This is a genomic window from Phaeovulum sp. W22_SRMD_FR3 (assembly GCF_052113705.1).
GTDB lineage: Bacteria > Pseudomonadota > Alphaproteobacteria > Rhodobacterales > Rhodobacteraceae > JBGQOG01.
Window position 1 is genome coordinate 35,131 of record NZ_JBGQOG010000015.1, and the last position, 18,584, is coordinate 53,714.

The 18,584-nt window shown below is 65.2% G+C and carries 14 protein-coding genes; 6 read left to right on the forward strand and 8 right to left on the reverse strand.

Annotation, left to right across the window (positions count from 1 at the left end; all coding sequences use genetic code 11):
* Nucleotides 1–116 precede the first annotated feature (116 nt).
* Nucleotides 117–482 carry a rhodanese-like domain-containing protein gene (locus ACEN2S_RS16790; protein WP_441868001.1) on the forward strand — a complete coding sequence of 122 codons (366 nt, stop codon included), beginning with the start codon at nucleotides 117–119 and terminating at the stop codon, nucleotides 480–482.
* Between the two features lie 81 nt (nucleotides 483–563).
* Here the strand turns inward: ACEN2S_RS16790 and lpdA are convergent, their stop codons facing one another.
* From lpdA to ACEN2S_RS16815, 5 genes are all read right to left on the reverse strand, one after another.
* The gene (gene lpdA / locus ACEN2S_RS16795; RefSeq protein ID WP_441868003.1) at nucleotides 564–1,958 is read right to left on the reverse strand and encodes a dihydrolipoyl dehydrogenase; all 1,395 of its coding nucleotides are present in this window, start codon (nucleotides 1,956–1,958) and stop codon (nucleotides 564–566) included.
* A gap of 32 nt (nucleotides 1,959–1,990) precedes the next feature.
* Nucleotides 1,991–2,581: a DUF924 family protein gene (locus tag ACEN2S_RS16800; RefSeq protein WP_441868005.1), complete on the reverse strand. Its 591-nt coding sequence runs from the start codon at nucleotides 2,579–2,581 to the stop codon at nucleotides 1,991–1,993.
* A gap of 63 nt (nucleotides 2,582–2,644) precedes the next feature.
* Nucleotides 2,645–3,892 carry an MFS transporter gene (locus ACEN2S_RS16805; RefSeq protein WP_441868007.1) on the reverse strand — a complete coding sequence of 416 codons (1,248 nt, stop codon included), beginning with the start codon at nucleotides 3,890–3,892 and terminating at the stop codon, nucleotides 2,645–2,647.
* A 108-nt stretch (nucleotides 3,893–4,000) separates the two neighbouring features.
* Nucleotides 4,001–5,050 (reverse strand): tRNA preQ1(34) S-adenosylmethionine ribosyltransferase-isomerase QueA, encoded by a 1,050-nt coding sequence (gene queA, locus ACEN2S_RS16810; protein ID WP_441868009.1) that lies wholly within the window; start codon nucleotides 5,048–5,050, stop codon nucleotides 4,001–4,003.
* 49 nt (nucleotides 5,051–5,099) lie between these two features.
* The gene (locus ACEN2S_RS16815) at nucleotides 5,100–8,600 is read right to left on the reverse strand and encodes an AsmA-like C-terminal region-containing protein (RefSeq protein WP_441868011.1); all 3,501 of its coding nucleotides are present in this window, start codon (nucleotides 8,598–8,600) and stop codon (nucleotides 5,100–5,102) included.
* A gap of 234 nt (nucleotides 8,601–8,834) precedes the next feature.
* Here ACEN2S_RS16815 and ACEN2S_RS16820 point away from each other — a divergent pair, with 234 nt between their 5' ends.
* The 4 genes from ACEN2S_RS16820 to ACEN2S_RS16835 all read left to right on the forward strand — a co-directional run bounded on the left by ACEN2S_RS16820 (nucleotide 8,835) and on the right by ACEN2S_RS16835 (nucleotide 12,291).
* Nucleotides 8,835–9,317: a peroxiredoxin gene (locus ACEN2S_RS16820; protein WP_441868013.1), complete on the forward strand. Its 483-nt coding sequence runs from the start codon at nucleotides 8,835–8,837 to the stop codon at nucleotides 9,315–9,317.
* Nucleotides 9,318–9,352: 35 nt separating this feature from the next.
* Nucleotides 9,353–10,216 carry a ferritin-like domain-containing protein gene (locus ACEN2S_RS16825; RefSeq protein ID WP_441868142.1) on the forward strand — a complete coding sequence of 288 codons (864 nt, stop codon included), beginning with the start codon at nucleotides 9,353–9,355 and terminating at the stop codon, nucleotides 10,214–10,216.
* A gap of 268 nt (nucleotides 10,217–10,484) precedes the next feature.
* Nucleotides 10,485–11,804: a DUF5930 domain-containing protein gene (locus ACEN2S_RS16830; RefSeq protein ID WP_441868015.1), complete on the forward strand. Its 1,320-nt coding sequence runs from the start codon at nucleotides 10,485–10,487 to the stop codon at nucleotides 11,802–11,804.
* Entirely contained in the window at nucleotides 11,794–12,291 is a 498-nt protein-coding gene (locus ACEN2S_RS16835; protein WP_441868017.1) for a bactofilin family protein, read from the forward strand. The genes ACEN2S_RS16830 and ACEN2S_RS16835 overlap by 11 nt, the downstream gene beginning before the upstream one ends.
* Nucleotides 12,292–12,383: 92 nt before the next feature.
* Here ACEN2S_RS16835 and ACEN2S_RS16840 read toward each other — a convergent pair whose 3' ends face one another.
* Nucleotides 12,384–13,160 carry a DUF2189 domain-containing protein gene (locus ACEN2S_RS16840; protein ID WP_441868019.1) on the reverse strand — a complete coding sequence of 259 codons (777 nt, stop codon included), beginning with the start codon at nucleotides 13,158–13,160 and terminating at the stop codon, nucleotides 12,384–12,386.
* 220 nt (nucleotides 13,161–13,380) lie between these two features.
* On the opposite strand from ACEN2S_RS16840, the gene ACEN2S_RS16845 reads away from it, so the two are divergent.
* Nucleotides 13,381–14,385, forward strand: a complete 1,005-nt coding sequence (locus ACEN2S_RS16845) for a Hint domain-containing protein (RefSeq protein ID WP_441868021.1) — start codon at nucleotides 13,381–13,383, stop codon at nucleotides 14,383–14,385.
* Between the two features lie 98 nt (nucleotides 14,386–14,483).
* Here the strand turns inward: ACEN2S_RS16845 and prfB are convergent, their stop codons facing one another.
* Both prfB and ACEN2S_RS16855 read right to left on the reverse strand, forming a co-directional pair.
* Nucleotides 14,484–15,611 (reverse strand): peptide chain release factor 2, encoded by a 1,128-nt coding sequence (gene prfB / locus ACEN2S_RS16850; protein ID WP_441868023.1) that lies wholly within the window; start codon nucleotides 15,609–15,611, stop codon nucleotides 14,484–14,486.
* A gap of 134 nt (nucleotides 15,612–15,745) precedes the next feature.
* Nucleotides 15,746–18,301 (reverse strand): penicillin-binding protein 1A, encoded by a 2,556-nt coding sequence (locus ACEN2S_RS16855; RefSeq protein ID WP_441868025.1) that lies wholly within the window; start codon nucleotides 18,299–18,301, stop codon nucleotides 15,746–15,748.
* Nucleotides 18,302–18,584 lie beyond the last annotated feature (283 nt).

An 18,584-nucleotide genomic window follows, 5' to 3' on the forward strand; every position in this document is an offset into this window, starting at 1 on the left:
CCTCTCGCCCTGCCCACCGCCCTGCCCACCACGCGGCATTTCGCGCTGAACCCCGTGCAGCGGCTTGAAACATTCATCTTGCGGAATATAATAAGCGAAACAGCAAAGGATCTGCCATGTTCGGATTTTCCCGCCCCTCGGGCCCTCAGGTGACCCGTCTTGCCCCCGGCGAGGCGATTGCGCAGGCGGCCGATGGCGCGCTTGTGGTGATTGACGTGCGCGAAGCGGCAGAACTGGCCGCCTCGGGCAAGGCCGCGGGCGCGCATCATGTGCCGCTCGGCATTGTGGCGGTGCGTTGCCACCCCAGCGCCCCCGACCTGCCCGCGGGCCTGTCGCTCGATCAGCCCGTCGCGGTCTATTGCGCCGCGGGCGGCCGCAGCCAGAAGGCCGCCGAAATGCTGCTGCAGATGGGCTATGAGACCGTCTACAACATCGGCGGCTTTGGCGACTGGACAGGCGCGGGCGGCCCCGTCGAGCGCTGAGCGCGCCCTTTAACGCCCCCCGAAACGTAAAACGCCCGGCGCGCAAGCACCGGGCGTTTTCAATGGCTTGGAACGCAAAGCTTACATGTGCAGCGCGCGGCCATAGGCGTCGAGCACCGCCTCATGCATCATCTCCGACAGGGTCGGATGCGGGAAGACAGTGTTCATCAGATCTTCCTCGGTGGTCTCGAGGCTGCGGCCGACGACATAGCCCTGGATCAGCTCGGTCACTTCCGCGCCGACCATATGCGCGCCCAGCAATTCGCCGGTTTTCGCGTCGAACACGGTCTTGATCAGCCCCTCGGCCTCGCCCAGAGCAATCGCCTTGCCGTTGCCGATGAAGGGGAAACGACCGACTTTGATCGTATAGCCCGCATCTTTCGCCTTTTGCTCGGTCAGACCGACGCTGGCGATCTGCGGGTGGCAATAGGTGCAGCCGGCAATCGAATTCGGCTTGATCGGATGCGGATGCCCGCCGCCGATCAGCTCGGCCACCATCACGCCCTCGTGGCTGGCCTTATGCGCGAGCCAAGGCGCGCCCGCGATATCGCCAATGGCAAACAGGCCCTCAACACCGGTGCGGCAGAACTCATCGGTCACCACATGGGTGCGGTCAATCTTGACGCCGAGCGCCTCAAGCCCCAGCCCCTCGACATTGCCGATGATGCCCACGGCCGAAATCACCGTGTCAAATTCCTGCGTCGTGGTGCCTTTGGCATCCTGCAGATGCGCCACAACCTTGCCGTTGCCGCGGTCGAGTTTGGTCACCGTGGTCTTTTCGAGGATCTTCATCCCCTGTTTGACGAATTGCTTCTTCGCAAAGCCCGCGATTTCCGCATCTTCCACCGGCAGCACGCGGTCCATCACTTCGACAACCGTCGTGTCCGCGCCCAGGGTGTTGTAGAAGCTGGCGAATTCGATGCCGATCGCGCCCGAACCAATCACCAGCAGCTTTTTCGGCATCCGTTTCGGCTGCAGCGCATGCTTGTAGGTCCAGACCAAATCGCCATCTGCCTCAAGCCCCGGCAGTTCGCGCGCCCGCGCGCCGGTGGCCAGCACGATGTTCTTCGCCTCCAGCTCTTCGGTACCCTTGTCGGTTTTCACCGTGACCTTGCCCTTGGCCGGGATGGTCGCGGCGCCCATGAAGACGGTGATCTTGTTCTTCTTCATCAGATGGCCAATGCCACCTGAGAGCTGTTTGGCCACGCCGCGCGAACGGGCAACGACCGCATCCAGATCATAGCCGATATTGTCGGCCTTCAGGCCAAATTCCTTGGCGCGGTGCATCAGGTGGAACACCTCGGCCGAGCGCAGCAGCGCCTTGGTCGGGATACAGCCCCAGTTCAGGCAGATGCCGCCCAGATGCTCGCGCTCTACGATTGCGACATTCAACCCCAGCTGAGCGCCGCGGATCGCAGCGACATAGCCGCCCGGTCCCGCGCCGATCACCACCATGTCAAAGCTCTTCGCCGCCATGCCATTCCCTCCGGATCAGATATAGTTTGCCATTAAACTATTTTTGAAGATGGTTCAATGGCGGGTATTTCCTGCAGCGCGAATGCATAGCCCCCGGCCTCCAGAAAGGCCGCTTCTTCCGGCGTGGTCACGCGTCCCAGTTCGGGGTTGCGCCAGGGAAAGCGGCCAAAGCGCGCGATCACCGCGCGGTGGGCGCGGGCGTGGCGGCTGTTGTCACCGGGCATCCGGCTGTCAAAAAGATCAACGCCGCGGTCCTGTGCCGCCAGATCCTCGGCATGCATGAAGGGCAGATAAAAGAACTGCCGCGCGGGCACCGCGATTTCAAGGTCATAGCCCGCGACCAGCGCCGCCTTGGCCGCAGCGAGCGCCGCCGCATCACTGGCATAGGCGCGCGCCGACCCGCGGAACATGTTGCGCGAGAACTGATCGAGCAACAGGATCCGCGCCAGGGCGCCATCCGGGGTCTCGGGCCAGTCGTTCAGCCCCGCCTCCCCCATCTGCTCTTGCGCCCAGAGCGGGGCGAACCTTGTGCGGATATCAGCGTCCAGCTGCGGCGTTGCGGCATACCAGCCGTTTGGCCCGACGTCCTCGAGCCAGTAAGTCAGGATGGTGTTTACAATCATGACGTGCCTCCCGGGGACAGGCTGGCACGCCAAAGGCGCGAGCGCAAAGGTTTTTGTGGCGCCTCAGGCCACGTCCTGCGCGTCCTCTTGCGCCGCTTCCAGAGCGGTTTCCACCGCCAGCACCCCGGCGGTGGGCGAGAGCACGGCAAAGGCGCCGGTCTGCTCAACCGTCGGCGCCGGGCGCCGGGTCATCCGCCAGCTTGCATAAACTGCCAGCGCCGCCATCAGCACCCCGATATAGAGGAAGAAGCCGCCGTCGCCGGTGACATCCATCAGCCAGCCGGTGACAATCGGTCCCGAAATCGCGCCGAGCCCGTTGATGAACAGCAGCCCCGCCGAGGCGGCGGCCATGTCGGAATTGTCCAGAAAGTCATTGGTATAGGCCAAGAGCAGCGAATAGATCGGATTGGCGATGCCGCCGATGATCACCGCCGCCGCCAACAGCCAGGCATAGGAGGGATTGCCCAAAACCACCGCCGCCATGGCGACCGCGCCCGCCGCCGAGAGCGCCAGGATCAGCACCCGCCGGTCCATCCGGTCGGAAACCCAGCCGATCGGATATTGGAACAACAGCCCGCCCACATAGATCGCCGCGACAAAGGCCGAGATCTCAGAGACCGACAGCCCCGCCCGCGTCCCCCAGACCGAGGCCATGCCAAACAGCGCCGAATAGACACCGCCCATCAGGAAAATGCCCACACATCCCAGCGGCGAGGCATCGAACAACTGCCGAAAGCTCATCCGCTGCGTCGTCTCGAATTTTGGCGCGGGCGTCGCCGCCAGCAGGATCGGGGTGAAGGCGAGGCTGACGAGCACCGAGGGGATGACAAACAGCAGATAGCCCGCCGGATCGCCCACGTTCATCAAGAGTTGCGCCGCGATGATGCCGATCATCTGCATGATCATATAGGCCGACATCGCCTGCCCGCGCGTCTCATTGCTGGAGGCGGCGTTCAGCCAGCTTTCGGCGGTGATGTAGACACCACAGAAGGAAAAGCCGATCACCACCCGCATCATCGCCCAGATGATCCAATGCGGCGCGGCGGCATAGAGGATCAACACCGCCGAAATCAGGCTGCCAAGCGCGGCAAAGACCCGCACATGGCCCACGCTGCGGATCAGCTCCGGCGCGATCCGGCTGCCCAGCAGGAAGCCGCCGAAATAGGCCGACATCACCACCGACATGTGGAAGGTGTTGATCTCTTCGATATTGCCCCGGATGCCGAGCAGGGTGCCCTGCATGCCGTTGCCCACCATCAGCAGCATGATGCCCAAAAGCAGCGGCCAGGAATTACGCAGAACCGTCAGCATGGGTCACCTTTCAGTCAGGGGCAGTACAGGGGGCCGCACAGGGCACGGCATCGCGCCGGATTGACCGGGATAGCAGATCACGCGTCAGGGCCCGGCCCAGATCCGACCTTAAGGGATCAGAAGCGACGCATCGCCATAAGAAAAGAACCGGTAGCCGTTTGCAACCGCATGAGCGTAGATCTTTTCAACCCGCGCTTTCCCCATCAGCGCCGAGACCAGCATCAGGAGGGTGGATTTCGGCAGGTGAAAATTCGTCATCAGCGCATCGGTCACCCGGAAACGGTAGCCCGGATAGATGAAAATATCGGTGGCGGCGGCAAAGGGCATGAGCTTGCCCTCCGGGGTGGCGGCGCTTTCGATCAGCCGCAGCGCGGTGGTGCCCACCGGGATCACCCGGCCCCCTGCCGCTTTGGTGGCATTGATCTCGGCGGCGGCCTCCGGGCTGACCTCGCCCCATTCCGAGTGCATCTTATGCGTGGTCACATCCTCGACCTTCACCGGCAGGAAGGTGCCCGCCCCCACATGCAACGTCACTTCGGTGAACTGCACGCCCTTGGCGGCCAGCGCCGCCAGCAGCTCGGCATCGAAATGCAGGCTGGCGGTGGGCGCGGCCACGGCGCCGGAATGCCGGGCAAAAACGGTCTGGTAGTCCTCTTTGTCCTGCGCATCGGGGGCGCGCAGGGCCGCGATATAGGGCGGCAAGGGCATCGCCCCCGCCTCGGCCAGCGCGGTGTCAAAATCACTGCCGGTGAGGTTGAAGGCCAGATAGAGCTGCCCCCCCTCGATCCGTGTCACCCGCGCCGAGAGGGCGGGCGAAAAGACGATCTCTTCCCCCTCCTTCACCTTGCGCAGGGGCTTGGCCAGCGCCATCCAGTCGCCGCCCGGCTGCGGCTCCAGCAAGGTGATCTCGACCTTGGCCACCACCTCGCCCTGCCCCGATTGCCGCGTGCGGCTGCCGGACAGACGCGCCGGAATAACCTTGGTGTTGTTCAGCACCAGCCGGTCGCCGGGCCGGAACAGATCCACCAGATCGCGCACATAGAGATCGCGGATCGTCTCGCCCTCGGCCAGCAACAGCCGGGCCGAAACGCGTGGCCGCGCGGGGCGCGTGGCAATCAACCCCTCGGGGAGGTGAAAGTCGAAATCCGAGAGTTGCATGGGTCAGGTCTCCGGCTTTGGTATCGCAGGCCGCGGTGTCACCCGCGCCTTATTCTGTCGTGGCGGCATCGCTGCCGATCTTGGGCGGCTCGCGGCGGAAGATGTCGCGCAGCATGCCCGGCGTCAGCAGGGACAGCGGGTTGACCGAAATCTCGGGCCGTGCCGCCGTCCCGGTCAGCCGGTAGGTAAAGCCAAATACCCCTTCACCGCGCCGGGTCAACAGCTGACCGATGCCATTGATCAGATAGAGCGGTGAAACCACGCCCTGCATGTCCAGCCTGCCGCTGCCCGGCTCCGCCCCCGGCTGATACAGCCCCGTCAGCGTCACCCCGAGCGAAGCCCCGGTGGCCGAGCCGCGCGAAATGCTCACCGCCTCGGGGGTCAGCCGGAACGCGCCCTCGACATCGTTGAAGACCAGCCCCTCGCCGCTCAGCTGCTCCAACAGGCCAATGCCCGAGGCCGCGCCCAGCATGGCCGCCAGCACCGGCGCATCCTTGACCCGGATGTCGTTGATTTTCGCGGTGCCATCATATTGCCCGGCGCCGCCCGTCGGGCGCAGCACCAGATCAAGCGCCCCCCCCCGCGCGCGCGAAAAGATCCCGGCGGCATCCAGCACCGCCCCGGCATCCGGCGCCAGAATGCGCACCGCCGCGCGGCCATTCGGATCGGGGGCCACGGTGCCCTCGACCGGCGCCTGCCCGTTCACCTTGCCGGTGAAGCGGCCCGAGAATCCGCCCCGCGTGCTGAAACTGCCCTGCACGCCGCCCAGCATCAGATCATTCGCCACCGTCACCCGCGAGAGCCGGGCGGTGATGCTGGAACCGCCGCCCGCGCGGCCGCCGCCCGCGGCGCCGCCGCTGTCCATCCCGGCGGGCAGATTGCGCAGATCCAGCGTTCCGGCGTCAATCGCCACATTCAGCGGCCGCCCCGCACCCTGCCCGATCAGCGCGCCGCTGCCCTTGAACCAGCGTCCGACGGTCGCCGTGTCAAACACCGCGCGCTCCAGCCCGCCCTCGGGCGTCAGCTGCAATTTCCCTGCCGTGTCCAGCCCCGGTGCCGACAGGCTCACCCGCTCGATGGTCGCCGGTTTGCCAAAGGCCCCGGCCAGTTCCAGCTTGCCCGGGGTCGCCGCGGCCTTGGACCAGCCGATCTCCGGCACCCGCAGCCCCAACCCGACGAGATCGGACTGCAGGGTAAAACGCACCGGCTTGTCCTTGTCGAGGGTCAGCGCGATCTGCCCCAGCCCTTTGCCGGTGACACTGCCCTTGGGCAGGCCAATGGCGAAAGCATCAAGCGTCGCTGGCGAAATCTCGACCGTGCCCGCCAGCGTCGAATGCCCCTGTCCGGCGGGACCAAAATCCTGTTGCCAGCGCCCCGAGACCGGCACGCCCGACAGCAGCCCCGGCCCCTCGATCACGATCCCTTTCGGGGTGACCGTCGCCTGCAGCCGCGCCGCCGTCACCTCGCGCCCCGGGACCACCTTGTCGGAGGTGACATCGGTCAGCACCGCATTCACCCGGTAATCCACATCGGCGACCTGCAAACGGTCCACCAGCGGCAGGAACAGATCGGTGCGTGTCTCCGCCTGACCTTGCGCAATATCAACAGGTTGTCCGGCCTTGCTGAGAAAACGGAACGGCGGCTCATCCAGGAGCGACAGCACGGCGGGGATCGAGGATCGGGTGCGCAGGCGCACCTCGGCCTGCGCGGGTTTCTGGCGGATGTCGGGCACGATCATCACCGTATCGGCCACGTCAATGCTGCCGCCCTGCGGCGCCGTCACATGCCCCCGCTCCACCACCAGCGTCTGGGTGTTGCCCTCGATCGTGGCAAAGCCCTCGCCCGCTTCCACCGGCGGCAGGGTCTTGATCACCCGCACCTCCGCCCCGCTGAAATCATAGCCCAGGGCCAACCGTGGCTCTTCGCCCGGCGCCAGCCGCAGGGCGGCCTTCACATCGCGCAACTCGCCCGTCATCACATTCTGCGCGATCCAGTCGCGCGTTTTCGGCACCAGGGCGGGCGGCCAGAGCGCCAGCAGCCGGGTGCGGGTGATCGCGTCCACCCCCGCATCCAGCGACACCCGCCAGCCCTTGGCATCCGCCGCGATCTGCCCCTGCGCCGAAATGCGCCGCCCGCCCTCGACCAGCTGCACCTGTCCGATGTCCAGCGTGAACGGGTTCAGCTGCAGGCGCAGATCCACCGCCCCCTGGCTGAAGCGCGCGGGCGTCACGAACAATCCCGCCGGATCGACCTGCAGATCCTTGATGCTCACCTGCCCCAGCAGGGCCTCCGGCATGCCATTCGCCAATCCCTTGAGCGTGGCGCTGCCCTCGGCCTGCACCCGCAATGCCCGGCTGTCGAGCGCGAGATTGGTGAAAGCCACCCGCCCCGCCGCCGTGTCATAAGAGAGCGACACCCGGCCCGAGTTGAACGGCACCGGCGGCACGCCCGGCACCGGGCTGATGACGCCCGCGTCGATCTCCAGCGCCGCGTCAAGGCGTTTGATCTTGCCCTCTGCATCCATGCCCGACCGCAACGTGCCCGAGATTGGCGCGTCCAGCACCGAAAGCCAGGCCAGCGCCGGAGATTGCAGCGCCAGATCGCCCGAGGCGACCGAGCTGACGGCGGCGTTGAAGCTGGTCTCGAGGCTGTCCTTGCGGATCGTGCTGGTCAGCGCCACCGAGGCGGGCACCTTGTCCGCCGCCCCGATATCGAGACCGAGCGAAATCGCAATGCGATCCGCCTCTTGCGTCAGTTTGAAATTGCCGTTCGAGATGCGCCAGACGCGGCCCAGACGGGCATCATCCACCCGCAGCTCCAGCGCATCGGCCTCGATCGTCTGCACCTTGCGCAGGGCGGGCGTGGCAAAGGCCGCCTGAAACGCCTTGACCGCCTGGGCCGCATTTTCCGGCCCCGCCCCCGACAGCGCCAGCGCACCGCCGAGTTCCAGATCCAGCCTGCCATCGGGATTGCGCCGCAGCGCCACCCCGGCCCCGCGGATGCGGAAACTGCGCGGCTCGATCTTGCCACGCAGCAGCGGTTGCGCGTGCAGCGTCATCCGCAGTTCCGGGAAAACCGCCACCGGCAGGCCATTGGGCCGCGCGATTTCAACCACATGCAGGCGGATGCGCGGGGTGATCCCCTCATCCACCACCAGATCGGCACCGCCGCGCAGATGCACCGTCAGCGCCCCCTGCAGCGCGACATTCGCCCGCGCCTCCATCCGCGCGACCAGCCATTGCGGCGCCACCAAAGGCTGATGGCTGACCAGCAGCAGCAAAAACGCAAAGGCCACCAGCACCAGTGGCAGGGACAAGATCATCCAGAGCCCGACACGCCCCCGCCTGGCGCGGGGCCCCGCCGCCACCGGCGCGGTCGGCGCGCCATCGGCCACGGCATCCGTCGGTGCAGGCGTGATCTGAGCGGGGGTATCCGCCGCGCCGCCGGTGACCGGGTCCGCCCCGGATCCCGCCGCGCTTTTCACGTCGGCTTCCGCCTCGGGTTCCGCGTCGGCTTTGGTGTCGGACAGGGGCGAAAGCGGTCGCGTCATCCGCCGAACACCCGGTTCCGGCGCAGATTCGACACAAACCGGCGCGCAGCCCGCTGGCCGCGACAAGATGAAACCCGCCACGCAACCCGTTGGAATCGCACGTCTGTTTTCGTCAACGCCTGTGTCCTTGCGACGCCGCCCCGGTGGGGGGCGCATTCTTGTTGTCATCTACGCCTTTATCTTCGCGCAGTCTGACATAAAACGTAAGGCCAGATCATCCGACAGGAGCTTCACATGATTGCCATCGGCGAGACCGCGCCCGACTTCACCCTGCCCCGCAGCCCCGCCGCCCCCGGCGAAACGCTGACCCTCGCGGCGCTGCGGCCCGGCATTGTGGTGCTGTATTTCTACCCCAAGGATGACACGCCGGGCTGCACCACGGAGGCGCTCGACTTCACCCGGCTGGCCGCGGATTTCGCCGCCGAAGGGGCGACGGTGGTGGGCATCTCCAAGGACAGCGCGCAAAAGCATGAGAAGTTCTGCGCCAAACATGCGCTGAATGTGGTCCTCGTCTCGGATGCCGAGAGCGACACCTGCGAGCGCTATGGCACCTGGGCCGAAAAATCCATGTATGGCAAAACCTACATGGGGATCACCCGCGCGACCGTGCTGATTGATGGCGCGGGTCAGGTGGCGCAGGTCTGGCCCAAGGTCAGCGTCAAAGGCCATGCGGAAGAGGTTCTGGCCGCCGTGCGCGCCTTGAAAGCCGGGGCGTGAGCCTGCCCGCGGATCCGGCTGCCGGGGCGGAGGGCATTGACCCCGGCCAAGACCCCACCCCGGGGGCCAGCCTCGCCGAACGCGCGGTGCAGGTGCTGACCTGCGCCGACGGCCGGGCGAAATGCGCACTCTCCGAGGCGCATGCCCGCGTCTGGTTCGCGGCGCGTGCGGCGGGGAAGCCGCTGCCGCTGGGGCACGCGACCCCACCCCTGCAACCCGCCCGCCCCGCAGCGCCCGAATTGCGCGCCCCGCGTGATATGCCCAAACGCAGAACCGGATCGCAGGCCGGGCGGATCGAGCTGTTGCATTCGCTGGCGCATATCGAGCTGAACGCGGTGGATCTGCACTGGGACATCATCGCGCGCTTCACTGACGTGCCGTTTCCGCCCGGTTTCTACGATGACTGGGTGAAATGCGCGCGTGAAGAAGCCAAACATTTCAACCTGATCTGCGATTGTCTTGAGGCGATGGGCAGCCATTACGGCGCGCTGCCCGCCCATGCCGGCATGTGGCAATCGGCCGAGGAAACCGCGACTGACATTCTCGGCCGCCTCGCCGTGGTGCCGATGGTGCTCGAGGCGCGCGGCCTGGATGTCTGCCCGGCAATGATCACGCTGTTTGAAAAAAGCGGCGAAACGCAGGCGCTGGCGGCGCTGGAGGTGATCTATGCGGAAGAGGTCGCGCATGTCGCCTATGGCTCGAAATGGTTCCACTTCCTCTGCGGGCGCGGCAACCACGACCCGAAGGAGCTGTTTCACGCGCTGGTGCGGCAGTATTTCCACGGGCTTCTGAAGCCGCCCTTCAATGAGGAAAAACGCGCCGAGGCCGGATTGCCGCCGGATTTCTACTGGCCCCTGACCGAGCGCGACGAGGATGTGGACCGCCCCGCCGGGGCCTGATCACGGCGCCGCAGAATCGCGGCGGGCAGCGGAAGGCCGCCCGCCGCCAGCTGTTTCAACCGGGGGCTGTGCCGATTCCGCTTCGGCAGGAAACCGCGCAGAATCAGGCGGCAGCCTGCCTTTGCGTCGCAAAAATTGCTTAAATTGGTTGCACAAAGGCAACAGAGGTTGCTACTCCCTTGCCAGCCCGGCCGAGTCTCGCCGGGAGGGGAAAAGCTGTGCGGGATCCCTCATCCCGCGACAGAACAACTGAAGAGAGGCTGCCTGCGTGCATAGACGCATCCTGCACCGCGTGAATCACGCGCTTGAACGCTGGTTTCCGGAACAACGCCTGTTCCTGAAATCCGACACGTCCACGCGGTTCGTGCGGCTGACGCCGCTGACCCAGACACTGACGCTGGGCGCCGCCTCGCTGGTGTTTGGCTGGTCGGTGATCGCCAGCTCCATCCTGTTGATCGACCATCTGTCCTCGGGCAATGTCCGCACGCAGACCACCCGCGCCGAAACCGCCTTTGAGGCGCGCCTCGACGCGCTGTCGCATGAACGCGACGCCCGCGCCGAAGAAGCCTCGGCGGCGCAGAACCGTTTCCAGACCGCTCTGCAGCAGGTCAGCCAGATGCAATCCACCCTGCTCGCCTCGGAAGAGCGGCGGCGCGAGCTGGAGACCGGCATTTCGGTCATTCAGGCGACACTGCGCCGGGCGATGACCGAACGCGACGCCGCGCGGGCCGATCTCTTGAAGGCCTCCGGCGCGGGCCCGGTGGCGCCCGGCGCCAGCGAGGCCGACAAGGCCAAGGATCTGGCCGCAACCTTGCAGGTGATCACTTCGGCGCTCGGCGACACGGCCGCGGAACGCGATGCGAAAATGGCCGATGCCGATGCGGCCCGGCAAGAGGCCAGCCAGGTCTCGCTGGAGATGAAACTCCTTGAGCAGCGCAACGATGAGATCTTCACCACCCTTGAGGGCGCGGTGAACATCTCGATGGCGCCGCTCGACAAAGTATTCAAATCGGCGGGCGTTGATCCCGACCGGATCATCGCAGAGGTGCGCCGCGGCTATTCCGGCCAGGGCGGCCCGCTGACCCCGATTTCCTTCTCGGCGATGGGTGTACCCGCGATCGACAGTGCCGAGGCGCGCGCCTCGGGCATTCTGGAACAGCTCGACCGGATGAACATGTACCGCATCGCCACCGAACGTCTGCCGCTGCACATGCCGTTGCACACCGCCTTCCGCTTCTCCTCGCCCTTCGGCTATCGCTGGGGCCGGCTGCATGCGGGGGTCGATCTGGCCGGTGCCATGGGCTCTCCCGTGGAAGTGACCGCCGATGGTGTGGTCAGCTTTGCAGGGCAGCAGTCCGGATATGGCAATGTTGTCAAGGTGAAGCACGACTTTGGCCTTGAAACGGTCTATGGTCACCTGTCCAAAATCCGCGCCACAGTCGGCCAAAAAGTCTCGCGTGGGGATCGGATCGGTGATATGGGCAACACCGGACGTTCTACCGGGACGCATCTGCACTATGAGGTGCATGTCGACGGCAAACCTGTAAATCCGATGACTTTCATCAAGGCGGCAAAAGATGTTTTCTAAAAGCAGGATCAACGAACCTGGCCCCAAGGCACAAACCGAAACTGACAAGGCAAAATCCACCGAGATGACGGCGATGAGCAAACCTGCCGGGGATTACGCCCCGAACCCGACCCGCGCGAAACCCGCAGCTTCGGTGCTGTCGTCGGATCTCACGATCACCGGCAACATCAAGACCACCGGCGACATTCAGGTCGAAGGCGTGGTTGAGGGTGACATCCGCGCGCATCTCTTGACCGTGGGCGAAACCGCGACGATCAAGGGCGAGATCACTGCCGATGACGTCGTGGTGAACGGCCGTGTTGTGGGCCGTGTGCGGGGCCTGAAAGTGCGCCTGACCTCGACCGCCCGCGTCGAAGGCGACATCATCCACAAGACCATCGCCATCGAGAGCGGTGCGCATTTTGAAGGTTCGGTGCAACGCGCCGAAGACCCACTGGCCAATGGCGGCATGGCGAAACTCGCGCCGCCGCTGCCGAACGGCGAATAAGCACCAGGGCCCCCGGGGCCGGTGCAGACCCAGAATGTCAGAAAGGCAGGCATCCGCCTGCCTTTTTGCATGTGCAGGGGCCGGATGCGCCCTCAGAGCGTCAGGCGGCGGTACATGTGCCAGCTTGCATGGCCGAGCACCGGCAGCGCCACGAACAGCCCCAGAAACAGCGGCACCATCGCCGCAAACAGCAGCAGGCCGATCAGCGCCCCCCACATCAGCATCACCCCCGGGTTCAGCATGACACAGCGCACCGACAAGATGATCGCGCTGATGAAATCCACATCCCGCTCCAGCAGCAGCGGCAGCCCCGCCACGGTAAAGCTGAACAGCGCCAGCGCAAATCCCGCCCCGATCAGCGAGCCCACGGCCAGCATGGCCGGCCCATTGCCATGGAACAAGATCGCGGGAGAGCTGGTCACCAGCGTCATCGCCTGCATGCCCATGAACAGCGCGAAAATCGTATGGGCAACAAAGACCCAGAACATAAACATCAAGAGGATCACCACCGCCATCGAGGGGATCTGCCGGTCCTTTTGCGCGAAGACCACGCCGATCACCTCGCGCCAGATCAGCGGGCGCCCGGCCTCGATGCGGCGGCTGACCTCGTAAAGACCGACGGCGGCAAAGGGCGCCAGCAGCGGAAACCCCAGAATGAACGGCATCAGCCACCATTCCTTGCCCGCCGCCGTCAGCACCAGCCAGAGCACAATCCCGCCGCAGACATAAAACCCTGCGAACAGCAGCCCAAAGGCCGGTGCCCGCAGGAAATCGCGCAGCCCCGCCCGCAGGCAGCGCGAAATATCGGCGGGCGACAGCTGCTGCACCTCTGGCAAAGGCGATGGGGTCGACATGATTTGCTGAGTCACGGGCTGTCCTCCTCTGTTCCGGCAGGCTAGCCCCCGGCGGGCAGGCCGGGCAATAAAATTCCGCAAAGGCCGCGCTTTGGGTATTTTCACCGCAGGAAGAACCGCTTGCGGGATGCGCTTAATGCTTCGTTGACATTGTTTCTCCTATGCTCCGGCTGCGAAGCGATGTCCGTCAAAGCACCAGCACGGGCGCATTCAGGTTTTTCGGGGAGCTGCCGGCATGGCAACCTATGACATGACCTTCCTGTCCGTTTCGGACATGACAACGAGCGCGGGGTATTTTGACTCAAACAACGGGTCGCAGTTTGGCCCCGGTTCCACCATCACCCTCGGCTCCAACGCGCAGTTCAGCACGCTCAGCGTCACCGATGACGATGCCTATTTCGACGATGACGACGCCAGCCAGACCCTCACCACGGCGCAAACGCTGAACGGGACCAGCTTCGCCGCCGGAACCATGGTCGAGGCCGAATATGTGCTGGTGGTCCGCGACAGCAATGGCACCGAATACCGGATGCAGGCGGTGTCAATGACGGACAATGCCTGGACAACCTACGGCTTTACCTTCCTTGGTCCGGTGCCGCCAACCGGGGTGCCGCTGACCTGGGTGTCGAGCACGGATATGGTGACGGATACCGACGCTTATCCGACGCCCGGTCTGTCGCCCACACCAAGCTGCTTTACCCCCGGCGTTCTGATCCGCACCCCGCGCGGCGAGCGCGCCATCGAGGATCTGCAACCGGGTGATCTGGTCCTGACGCTGGACCACGGGCCTCAGCCGCTGCTGCGGCTTTTGCGGCGGCGCCTGCGCTTTGACGCGGCCCCGCACCGGCACAAACCGATCGCCGTTGCGGCAGGGGCGCTGGGGTCCGGCCTGCCCGCCCAGCGGCTGGTGGTGTCGCCCCAGCACCGCCTGCTCCTGAACGGGGCTGAGGGCACGGTTCTGGTGGCGGCAAAGGCGCTTCTGGGGCGGCCGGGGGTGCGGATGCTGCAGGGGCGGCGGCAGGTGGACTATCTGCACCTTCTGTTCGACCGGCATCAGGTGATCTGGTCGAACGGCATGCTGAGCGAGAGTTTTCTGCCCGGCCGGATGGCTCTGACCGGGCTGGATGCCGAGACGCGGCGCGAGGTGCTGGAAATTTTCCCCGAGGCACTGGGGCAACCGCAACCGGCGCGCCCCATCATCGGCCTGCGGGCCGCACGGGCGCAATGCCTGGCGGCCTGAAGAACGCGGCTTGAAGATGCCAGTCCTCTCCCCGCCCCGCACGATATGAAAAGGCCCCCGAAAACGGGGGCCTCTGTCATCCGTCAACCAAACTCGGATCAGTCGTCGCCCTGCGCCTCGGCGCGGGATTTGCCCGAAACATCCTGCGCCAGCGTGGCGGCCATGAACGCGTCCAGATCGCCGTCGAGCACGCCCGAAGTGTCCGAGGTCTCGTGCCCGGTGCGCAGATCCTTCACCATCTGATAGGGCTGCAGGACATAGGAGCGGATCTGGTTGCCCCAGCCCGCATCGCCCTTGTTCTCATGCGCGGCGTTGATCGCGGCATTCCGCTTGTCCAGCTCCATCTGATAAAGGCGCGATTTCAGCGCCGCCATACAGTTGGCCCGGTTCTGGTGCTGCGATTTTTCGGAGGAGGTCACCACGATACCGGTGGGCAAGTGGGTGATCCGCACCGCCGAGTCGGTGGTGTTGACGTGCTGACCGCCCGCCCCAGACGAGCGATAGGTGTCGATGCGGATATCGCGGTCGGGAATGTCGATCTCGATGTTGTCATCCACCACCGGATAGACCCAGACCGAGCTGAACGAGGTGTGCCGCCGCGCCGCCGAGTCAAAGGGCGAAATCCGCACCAGACGGTGCACGCCGGATTCCGATTTCAGCCAGCCATAGGCATTATGCCCGCTGATCTTGTAGCCCGCCGAACGGATCCCCGCCTCATCGCCGCCGGTCTCGGACAAGAGCTCAACCTTATAGCCCTTTTTCTCGGCCCAACGGACATACATCCGCGCGAGGATGCTGGCCCAGTCGCAGCTTTCGGTGCCGCCCGCGCCCGCGTTGATCTCAAGGAAAGTGTCATTGCCATCGGCCTCGCCATCCAAGAGCGCCTCCAGCTCCTTGGCGGCGGCAACCTCGCGCAGAGCCTTCAGGCTTTTCTCGGCCTCTTCGATGATCTCAGGGTCGCTTTCCATCTCGCCAAGTTCGATCAGCTCGACATTGTCGGTCAGATCGCGGTCGATGCTGCGGTAGCTCTCGACCGCATCCATCAGCGCCTGCCGCTCGCGCATCAGCTTTTGCGCGCGCTCGGGGTCAGACCACAGATCGCCATCCTCGATCATCGCGTTGAATTCCTCCAACCGATGCGGGGCGGTTTCCCAATCCATACGCTGCCCCAGAAGTTTCAGGGACTTGCGGATCGCTTCGACGGTGTTCTGGGTTTCAGCGCGCATCTTTGGTCTTTCCTCGCGGGTCTGTATGGGGCCGCTACGGGCGGGGTGATACAAGTTTGGCGCCGCCACGGCAAGACCGCGGCGGCGCCCGATGAGAGGTTCAGGCCCGGAGGGGCCCGAAGAGCTGTTGCGCGCTAATAGAGACCGCCCGAGCTGACGGTGCCGAAATCGGCCTTTTTCGGGATGACCGCCGTACCGCCGGTTGAGGTGGTGACCGAGGTGGACCCCTCGTCGCTTTCCCCCGCGGCAAACAGCGGCAGGTTCGAACCCATCGCAAAGCCGCCATCCACCAGCATGCCAAAGCTCGAGGCATATTCGGTACCGTCGCGCAGATACTCGGCCTGCACTTCCGGCCCCGAGGCATCCGGCCCCAGTTGCTGGCCGGTGAAGCGGTTGAAATTGGTGAAATGCCCGCCCGGCGGCACTTTGAAGCTGGCACCGCCGTATTTCTTGATCGCCTGCTCCATGAACTCCTGGAACACCGGCACACAGAGCGTGCCGCCAAAAGCCCCCGGCCCCAGAGTGCGCGGCTGGTCAAAGCCCATGTAGCACCCGGCGACGATGTTCGAGGTGAAACCGATGAACCACACGTCTTTCGCGTCATTCGTCGTCCCGGTCTTGCCCGCCACCGGCACTGGCAGATGCACACCATGGCCCGAGCCGCGCTGCACCACGCCCTGCATCATCGAGGTCAGCTGATAGGCGGTGATCGCATCCATCACCCGCTCGCGGTCCGAGGTGATCGTGGGCGCCTGCCCGGCAGGCAGGGTCGGCACGGTACAATCGGGGCAGAGCCGCTGATCGTGGCGGTAAATGGTGCGGCCCCAGCGGTCCTGCACCCGGTCGACCAGCGTCGGCTCCACCCGCTCTCCGCCGTTGGCGAACATGGCATAGGCGGCAACCATCTGAAACAACGTGGTTTCCTGCGCGCCAAGCGAATTGGCAAGGAAGGTCTTCATCGGGTTATAGACCCCGAAGCGCTCGGCATAGCCCGCGACCACATCCATGCCGATTTCCTGCGCGATCCGCACGGTCATCAGGTTCCGCGACTGTTCGATCCCGGTCCGCATCGGCGTCGGGCCGTAATATTTGTTGGTCGAGTTCTTCGGCCGCCAGAGGCCCTGCGGCGTGTTCACCTCGATCGGCGCGTCGATGATGATCGTCGCGGGCGAGAGGCCGGAATCCAGCGCCGCCGCATAGACGAAGGGCTTGAAGCTCGAGCCCGGCTGCCGCTCGGCCTGCGTCGCGCGGTTGAAGACCGAGGCTTGATAGGAGAAGCCACCCTGCATCGCCAGCACCCGGCCAGTATTCACGTCCATGGCCATAAAGCCGCCCTGCACTTCCGGCACCTGCCGCAGCGTCCAGCGGATGAAGGAGCCGTCGTCGTCCTTGGTCATCGCGCGGACCATGACGACATCGCCGACATCGACCAGATCGCCCGCGACCTTGGCCTTGCCCGACAATTTCCGTGCCGCCAGCCGCTTGCGCGCCCAGGTGACATCCTCGGCGGGAATCCAATGCCCGTCCTCGTCCTCTTCAATGCCCTCGATGCCGATGCGGGCATCCTTCTCGCCCACCTTCAGCACCACCGCCGCATGCCAGCCCGTCACGTCGCGCGGCAGATCGGGCACCGCAGCCAAAGCGGCGCGCCAGGACCGCTCATCGCCCAGCTGATCCTCCGGAATGGTCTTGCCGGTGCCGCGCCAGACGCCCTGAGAGCGGTCGTATTTCTCCAGCGCCTCCTGCAGCGCCCGCGCGGCCAGATCCTGCATCTCCGGGTCGACCGTGGCGCGCACCGACAGGCCGCCGCCAAAGAATTCCTCCTGCCCGAAGCTTTTCGACAGCTGGCGGCGGATCTCATCGGTGAAATAATCGCGCGGCGGCAGCTGATCGCGGAAGGGCGGGAAATCGCCGTTCTGCACCGATTTGATGGTCGTCGCGCGCTCGGTATTATAGGTGGCCTCGTCGATATAGCCGTTCTGCCACATCTCGCGCAGCACATAGTTGCGGCGGCCCAAGAGCCGGTCATAATTGCGCACCGGATGGAATTGCGACGGGGCCGCGGGCATCGCCGCCAGGGTCGCCGCCTCCGCCGGGCTCAGCTGGCTCAGCGTCTTGTTGAAATAGGTCTGCGCCGCCGCCGCCACCCCGAACGAATTCTGCCCGAGGAAAATCTCGTTCAGATAAAGCTCCAAAATCCGGTCCTTCGACAAGGACTGCTCCAGCCGTGTCGCGAGAATGAGCTCCTTGATCTTGCGCTCAACCGAGCGGTCCGAGGACAACAGGAAGTTCTTCATCACCTGCTGGGTGATGGTCGAGGCGCCGCGCAAATTCTCGCCGCCCGATTGCGCCGCCTGCACCACCGCCTTGATCATGCCCATCGCATCATACCCTTTATGGGTATAGAAATGCTTGTCCTCGGCTGAAATGAACGCTTCTTTCACCAGATCCGGGATCTCGTCGATCGGCTGGAACAGACGGCGCTCTTCGGCGAATTCATCGATCAGCTTGCCCTCACCCGAGTAGATCCGGCTGATGGTCTTCGGCGCATATTGCGCGAGCTGCTCATGGCTGGGCAGATTGCGGGAATACATCCAGAAGATGGCTCCCAAGGCCAGCGCGCCGATAACGATCGCAGTCACCACCCAGGAGAAGATGGCGCCGAAGAAGGAAAGAATAAAGCGGATCAATGGATACTCCTGTCGGGCCGATCCGGACGTCTCCGGACCCATTGGCCCCGCCTATACCCTGACCGGATCGCAGGGTCAAAACAACTTGGTGTCAGGCCCGCCGCATCGGCAAAACCCGGCAGCGCGCCCGCCCTGCCGCCTCGCGAACCGCGCCCAAGCCTCCCGCACGGACCCGGCACGCCCCCCGGCGCCGCCACCAGCCCCTCCGACAGACCAGCGCCCGGCGCCAACCAGCTCCGGCAGGGCCCCCAGCCACCGCCGCCCTCACTTCAGCCGCTTCAAA

What these genes read in the sequence shown, in the direction of transcription:
- ACEN2S_RS16790 (WP_441868001.1), top strand. Translation starts at nt 117, where the DNA reads ATGTTCGGATTTTCCCGCCCCTCGGGCCCTCAGGTGACCCGTCTTGCC.
- lpdA (WP_441868003.1), bottom strand. Translation starts at nt 1,958, where the DNA reads ATGGCGGCGAAGAGCTTTGACATGGTGGTGATCGGCGCGGGACCGGGC.
- ACEN2S_RS16800 (WP_441868005.1), bottom strand. Translation starts at nt 2,581, where the DNA reads ATGATTGTAAACACCATCCTGACTTACTGGCTCGAGGACGTCGGGCCA.
- ACEN2S_RS16805 (WP_441868007.1), bottom strand. Translation starts at nt 3,892, where the DNA reads ATGCTGACGGTTCTGCGTAATTCCTGGCCGCTGCTTTTGGGCATCATG.
- queA (WP_441868009.1), bottom strand. Translation starts at nt 5,050, where the DNA reads ATGCAACTCTCGGATTTCGACTTTCACCTCCCCGAGGGGTTGATTGCC.
- ACEN2S_RS16815 (WP_441868011.1), bottom strand. Translation starts at nt 8,600, where the DNA reads ATGACGCGACCGCTTTCGCCCCTGTCCGACACCAAAGCCGACGCGGAA.
- ACEN2S_RS16820 (WP_441868013.1), top strand. Translation starts at nt 8,835, where the DNA reads ATGATTGCCATCGGCGAGACCGCGCCCGACTTCACCCTGCCCCGCAGC.
- ACEN2S_RS16835 (WP_441868017.1), top strand. Translation starts at nt 11,794, where the DNA reads ATGTTTTCTAAAAGCAGGATCAACGAACCTGGCCCCAAGGCACAAACC.
- ACEN2S_RS16845 (WP_441868021.1), top strand. Translation starts at nt 13,381, where the DNA reads ATGGCAACCTATGACATGACCTTCCTGTCCGTTTCGGACATGACAACG.
- prfB (WP_441868023.1), bottom strand. Translation starts at nt 15,611, where the DNA reads ATGCGCGCTGAAACCCAGAACACCGTCGAAGCGATCCGCAAGTCCCTG.